This is a genomic window from Methanothermobacter marburgensis str. Marburg, assembly GCF_000145295.1.
GTDB classification, from domain to species: domain Archaea; phylum Methanobacteriota; class Methanobacteria; order Methanobacteriales; family Methanothermobacteraceae; genus Methanothermobacter; species Methanothermobacter marburgensis.
Genome location: NC_014408.1, coordinates 1,628,384 through 1,634,695, shown reverse-complemented (window position 1 = coordinate 1,634,695; position 6,312 = coordinate 1,628,384). Strand labels below are relative to the sequence as shown.

Annotated in this window: 7 protein-coding genes; 4 read left to right on the top strand and 3 right to left on the bottom strand. The window is 43.9% G+C overall.

Translation table 11 applies throughout. The annotated features are described in order from the left end of the window. Positions 1-695: 695 nt before the first annotated feature. Complete coding sequence (locus tag MTBMA_RS08780; protein ID WP_013296575.1) at positions 696-1,163, bottom strand: DUF2299 domain-containing protein; 468 nt, start codon at positions 1,161-1,163, stop codon at positions 696-698. Between the two features lie 98 nt (positions 1,164-1,261). Here MTBMA_RS08780 and MTBMA_RS08775 point away from each other — a divergent pair, with 98 nt between their 5' ends. From MTBMA_RS08775 to MTBMA_RS08765, 3 genes are all read left to right on the top strand, one after another. Beyond that, positions 1,262-2,155 (top strand): cobalamin biosynthesis protein, encoded by an 894-nt coding sequence (locus tag MTBMA_RS08775; RefSeq protein WP_013296574.1) that lies wholly within the window; start codon positions 1,262-1,264, stop codon positions 2,153-2,155. After that, a complete protein-coding gene (locus MTBMA_RS08770; RefSeq protein WP_013296573.1) occupies positions 2,152-3,141 on the top strand; it encodes a cobalt-precorrin 5A hydrolase in 990 nt (329 codons plus the stop codon). Before MTBMA_RS08775 ends, MTBMA_RS08770 begins: the two co-directional genes overlap by 4 nt. A gap of 74 nt (positions 3,142-3,215) precedes the next feature. Continuing rightward, complete coding sequence (locus tag MTBMA_RS08765) at positions 3,216-3,470, top strand: UPF0147 family protein (RefSeq protein WP_013296572.1); 255 nt, start codon at positions 3,216-3,218, stop codon at positions 3,468-3,470. 88 nt (positions 3,471-3,558) lie between these two features. On the opposite strand, the gene MTBMA_RS08760 is transcribed toward MTBMA_RS08765, so the two are convergent. Then, positions 3,559-4,122: a class II aldolase/adducin family protein gene (locus tag MTBMA_RS08760; RefSeq protein WP_013296571.1), complete on the bottom strand. Its 564-nt coding sequence runs from the start codon at positions 4,120-4,122 to the stop codon at positions 3,559-3,561. A gap of 17 nt (positions 4,123-4,139) precedes the next feature. Next, positions 4,140-5,603, bottom strand: coding sequence for a DNA-directed DNA polymerase II small subunit (locus MTBMA_RS08755; RefSeq protein WP_013296570.1), 1,464 nt, complete (start codon positions 5,601-5,603; stop codon positions 4,140-4,142). A gap of 142 nt (positions 5,604-5,745) precedes the next feature. Here MTBMA_RS08755 and MTBMA_RS08750 point away from each other — a divergent pair, with 142 nt between their 5' ends. Beyond that, entirely contained in the window at positions 5,746-6,243 is a 498-nt protein-coding gene (locus MTBMA_RS08750) for a hypothetical protein (RefSeq protein WP_013296569.1), read from the top strand. The last annotated feature ends 69 nt before the right edge of the window (positions 6,244-6,312 follow it).

Below are 6,312 nucleotides of genomic sequence, written 5' to 3'. Positions count from 1 at the left end.
CTTTTAATACTGGCAGTGCCCCTTTAGATCACCCTATAAACAGGGTGATAAGTTTCAAGTGTAAATTTTCTTATTCTAACTCTTAGATAAAAGTTTTTATTAATATCAATCCGTTTCATAATAATGACAGTGAGACATGCATTTCAAGTGTAAATTTTCCCCGGCAGTCTGCTGGATGTGAAGGAGGGACATGCGTTTCAAGTGTAACACTTATTTGTCCACTCAGTCGTGAATGGGAGACATGCATTTCAAGTGTAATGATTCCTGAAATGTTGGATATTGTAAGGGAGACATGCATTTCAAGTGTAAATCCAGGATTTGGCTGCTGTTATGTTGGGGACATGCATTTCGAATGTAATTAAATGTGAAGATAGGATCTCCCAAGCGAATCTGACCAGGAAACATCTAATACATTTACAGTTGAAATCAATGTCGCATTTTAATTTCAAAGTTTAATATTGTAATAAAGATTTCACTTGAAATATACCTCTCCCTCACCTCTCCCTCAGTATTGTACACAAATTACAGTTGAAATGCACCTCTCACCCATGCCCCATAATGTACTGGAACAGATTTACACTTGAAATAGACGTCCCTCAAACCAGATTCATGACACAAAAAACAATTTACAGTTGAAATCCATCTCTCCCAGATGCTCAGAAGCACTTCATAGATGTTTTCACTGGAAATGAACCTCACACATACATGCTGTCGTGTTCAGGTTTATCATCGCCGAAACGTTCCTGTATCATCCACATGACATGAAGTTTAGCCCTGAAAACATTTTTTATACTTGAAATCAATCTGTCCTTTGAGAGGCCATCGGAAAATATTTCAGAGGTTACAAGATAACTGTTCAGAACGTTCTCTGGATGATCGAGCTGGAAATCAACTCCAAAACTGTTCAGGGTAAAACGAACCTTCCATATGAATTCAGTCCTTTTCTCCATGCTGAGCGCACGTATCCCTGACTGGTGCTCGGGACTAACACTGGTTGCACAGGCTATAAGAATCATGTCGTTCTTTCCAGCGGGCTGAATGATATCAATGACATGATCCTCTGGATAGTTTATCACATAATGGAACAAGGCGTTTTCGTCAGGGACCTCCATCCTCAGAAAACCCTCCTCCTCAAGCCATTTTTTTATCTTCTTCTCTGGCATGGTATCACACAACTAATTATATCCATCCATGAATATATAACATGGTGAAATTATTACATGTCACTGGTATATAATGAATCGCAACAAAAAGGGAAAACATGAATGAAATCCCTGTCCTGTTACTTGCAGTTTCAATTGATATTATAATCGGAGAACCCCCAACCATACTTCACCCTGTTGTACACATGGGGTCAATCGTTGCATGGATGAAAGGAATACTCAGTAAAACGCGTCTATCAGGAATAATAATGACTCTAGTGGTTGTCTCGGTATTCACAGCACCAACCCTACTCATAGGGTACTTGAATGAACCCCTATACACTCTGATAGCTGCAGTGCTCCTGTCAACGGTAATATCCATAAGGATGCTCTTTACATCTGCCCTGGATGTTGGAAGATCACTGGATGACAGCATTGATGAGGCAAGGGAGAAACTTTCCTATCTTGTAAGCAGAGATACCACCACACTCACAGATGAGCAGATACTCTCAGCAACCATTGAAACACTCACAGAAAACCTTACAGACTCTGTTACAGCGCCTCTTTTTTACTTCATCCTACTTGGACTTCCTGGAGCATTCCTTTACAGGGTCGTTAATACACTTGATGCAATGGTGGGATACCTTGATGACGAAAACAGGGATCTGGGATGGTTCCCTGCCAGACTTGATGACATACTGAACTACATACCATCCAGAGTGACAGGTTTTATGATTGTTCTTGCAGCGTTTTTCCTGTCCATGAACTGGAAAAATTCGCTGAGAGTACTCCTCAGGGACGCCAGACGCACCCCCAGTCCAAACTCAGGATTCACAATGGCTGCAGCGGCTGGAGCACTATCCGTTCAGCTGGAAAAACCAGGAGTATATGTTCTTGGGGATCCCAGAGAGTTCCTTTCAACTGAAAAGCTTAAAGATGCACTGAAACTGAGTTCAATATCTCTTGTCCTGTTCATCGTGTCTGCAACAGGAATAATGCTGGTGATACCATGAGAGTGAGTATACTGACACTCACAGAAAATGGCAGGAAACTTGGTGAGAGCCTGAAGACAGGTCTTAAGGACGATCCCACCATTCTCTCAGTTGAAACCCTGCACAGGGATATAGATTTCAGGGAGGTGTTTTCCAGAAGCGACATGATAATTGGTATAATGGCAGCAGGTATAATGGTGAGAAAGATCGCCCCGCTTCTTGAAAACAAATTCTCTGATCCAGGAGTTATTGTCATCGACGAAATGGGAAGGAATGTCATAAGTCTCCTTTCGGGACATGCAGGAGGTGCAAACGATTTTGCAGTCAAAATTGCAGACATACTCAACGCAAACCCCGTTATAACAACAGCAACTGATGTTAATGGTCTTGTGGGAATTGACAGCTTTGCAGCAAGATACTTCTACGTGATACTTGACAGGCACCTCGTGAAGCACTTCAATTCCTCAATTGTGGAGGGGCACACTGTGGAACTGCACTCATCAAGGAACCTGGGGCCCCTCATTGATGGTGAACTGTCCAGAACCTACAGGTACATGATGGATGGAGATGAGATTGTAAGGGCCCAGTGTAACTCTGAGGTCATGAGACTGGCTCCCCTCAAGGTTTCAGTGGGTATAGGGACAAGGAGGGGAGTTGAGTCCAGCCGGGTAACCGGTGCAATTGTGGAAGCACTTGGACTCTTGAAGCTACCCCCCGAGAGGATCGATGCACTGGCAACAGGTTACATGAAGAAAAATGAAAGGGGAATAATTGATGCAGCAGAGGATCTGGGGGTCCCCCTGGAAATCATACCTCTGCAGGAGCTCAAAGCACAGGATACACACTCATTTTCAGATTTTGTCAACGAAAAATTTGGTGTTGGAAGTGTATGCGAAGCCGCGGCTCTTAAAAGTGCAGGAACCGGATCAAGACTTGTTATAAGAAAAACAACGTCATCAGGAGTTGCGGTTGCAGTGGCGGTTTCAGGGACACCAAAAACTTTTTAACCCAAATGATATAAACCAAATTGAATATAAACATTATTCTGCATTCTTCAGGAATTCAGCAGGGAGGACCCAACATGAGTAACGAAACATTTGATCGCGTTTCTGAAATTTTAAAGCATATTATGGAAGATAATAGTGTCCCAAGGAACATCAGAAGGGCTGCCGAGGAATCAAAGGAGATCCTCAACAACCCTGATGAGGACAGCACAGTGAGGGCGAGCACGGTCATATCAATTCTGGATGAGATAAGCAACGACCCCAACATCCCGATACATGCAAGGACACTGGTATGGGAAATACTCAGTGAACTTGAATCCATAAGGGAATAAATCTCTGTTTTTTATATCCTATTTTGTCTGGTTTAAACGGTTCCTAGGGAATAAATCTCTTCCATAACTATTTAAACAATTAATTTAACTATTTCATGAATTTCAGGACCTCAGCAATGAACCGGGTTTTTGCCAGCTCCTCAATGAACTCTGCAAGCAGGAGGGCTTCCTTAACAGTTTCACCTGCACATACCACACCGTGGTTTTCAAGGACAGCCGCATTTTCATTCACCATCGTCTCTGCACAGGCTGATGCAAGGTCCCTGCTTCCAGGGGGATAATATGATACTACAGGAAGATTTCCCTGTCCGAGTCCCCTGAAGCCCTCCATTTTCTCAATCTCAATCCCGGCAACTAAAAATGCCCTGGCATATGGTGAGTGGGTGTGCACCACACCATTGACATCAGGCCTCCTCCTGTAGACCTCAAGATGGAGTTCCAGTTCCGAGGATGGTCTTCCGCCCCTGAGGATATTCCCTTCAAGGTCAACCATTGCAACATTCTTAAGTGTCACCTGGTCAAGGGGGACCATTGTGGGTGTTATGAAAACCCTATCATCCACCCTTGCACTCACGTTTCCTCCAATGCCAGATACAAGACCCCTCCTGTAGAGGTGGACCGAAACATCAACAACATCCCTCAATGGATTCAAGTAATCACCTGCCTGGACTAATTGAACTCCAGAAGCTTCATTACCCCTCTGTTGAGCACCGGGACCTGGCCACATGTTGGGACAATGTTGTATATCTTCTGAAACTCCGTCTGCGACTGGAATGTACCTGAATTTATAAGGTGAATACCCTTGTATTTTTTGTATGCGTTTATATGGACATGTCCCGTATGAAGGATATGGGGGACATCATCAATCACAAGGTGGTCCTCTATTTCAGATGCAAGGGGGGTCCTTTCACCGTATATAGGTGCAAGGTGTCTCTTCTCAAGGAGTTCCTCCATTATGAGATCGGACCTTTCATGGGAAAGCCCGTTCACGCTCATGGCCATATCGTCAAAACTTCTGCCATGATATATGAGGGTTTTTATACCGTCAAGACTCACCATGGACGGGTTACTCAAAAATTCAACATTTTTTAGGCTGTAAAGCGGCTTCGCATATTCCTCGGGTATTGCGGGCTGGGGCTCAGCGATCCTCGATGCATCGTGGTTTCCAGGGATCATCACAATCTTTATGTCATCCCTTATCTCTCCAAAAAGCCTTGCAGCCTCCTCATACTGCTCATTGATATCCCTTATGATGAGTTCCTTTTCCTGTCCAGGGTATATCCCGATACCATCAACGATGTCACCTGCAACCACCAAGTACTTAATGTCAGCCGCGATATTCATCTGGTCCTCCGTCCCAAAGTCCCCGTTTATCCATTTAACGAACTTGGTGAATGCATCTTCAAGGAAGGTCTGGCTTCCTATGTGGACATCAGATATGAAGGCAACTGAAAAGTCCATTTCCTTCTCCTGTATTCGTGGTACACCAGGATGGAAGATCTCGGAGGCCACCACAAACCTCCCCTTTTTCGCACCCTGAACACCTATGACCTCATCCCTAACAAGCTTCTCGGACTTTTCAAACAGTTTATGGTTTTCATTGTGAACCACCACTGTTATTTCCCCTGTATCATCCTCCAGTTCAAGCATTCTGTGGTTGTTCTTGGTGGTTCGTATCTCATTGATGATCCCTATGATGCTCACAGCGTCGTCCCCGCCGCGAAGATCCGCAATGGGCACATGGCTCTTAAGTTCAGGGCGTCTTTTGAGGAGATCCCTGAGGCAGCTGAATCTGCTGTTGAAGTAGGAGATCATGTCACCTATCTCCCCACTGGTGTATGATCTCTTACTGGTATCTGTGATGACCCTGAAGTCGAATTCCCTCTCCCTTGGAACATTGATTGGACCCCTCGCCTTTATTTCCGCGGGGTTATCTATTTCCTCAGTCAACTCAAAGAGGTCATCAAGCATCTCCGAGGTCAGAAGAGTGAATTTACCCCCACCATTCTTTTTTATCTTAACTATAATCTCCGAGGAGGCTGTTGCAGGATCATCCATTTCTTTCAGCCTGAAATATGCGTTATCCTCTATTAAAATTCCTTCCCTTGCAAATTTTCCTATTATTTCATTCATTTCAATCATACTGCATGAACTGGTTAGGGGAATTCAGAAATCTTTAAAATGGGTTCACGGTTAAATATTTCATTGAGTTCATATATTCTTATCGAAATAGTAGTTTACCCTTTGGGTCCATTCACAGAAAAAAGGTGATGCATTGCCAAGGATCATTAAATTATTCCTGTTCCTCATAATATTCCTGGCCTTCTTTGAGGCCGGGCTCATAAGTTCATACACACTTGTAACGTCAAAACCACCGGATGTGGAAAAACTTATTGAAATGCAGATAGACACCGTATCTTCATTTCTGGATTCAGGTAAGAATATAACCTCCACAATCACTGGAGGGCCTGAGGAGATCCGGATAATAAACAATGCAGATGTTGCAGATGCCCTTAAAGCCCGTACTGGCCTTGATGGAATAAACATCCGCTCCCTCAATGCGACAACAACAGAGGACACATCACTTGAGAACATCAATATCAACATAACAGCGACCGGGTACCGTGAAAACCAGACAGGAAGCGGTCAGATAGTCATAAGGCCAACCGAGCAGTTCACTGTAACTGCAGCTGCAAGGGCTGAAACTAGGTCATCAGGGGTATGGGTCGATGTCAGGACCCTTAGAATCATTTCAGTAACCAGGATTTACTGAGCATCAATTGGGAGGTAAATTCATACATGGAAATCCGCTGCAGTGGCTTCACATCACTAAGCTCCTGAT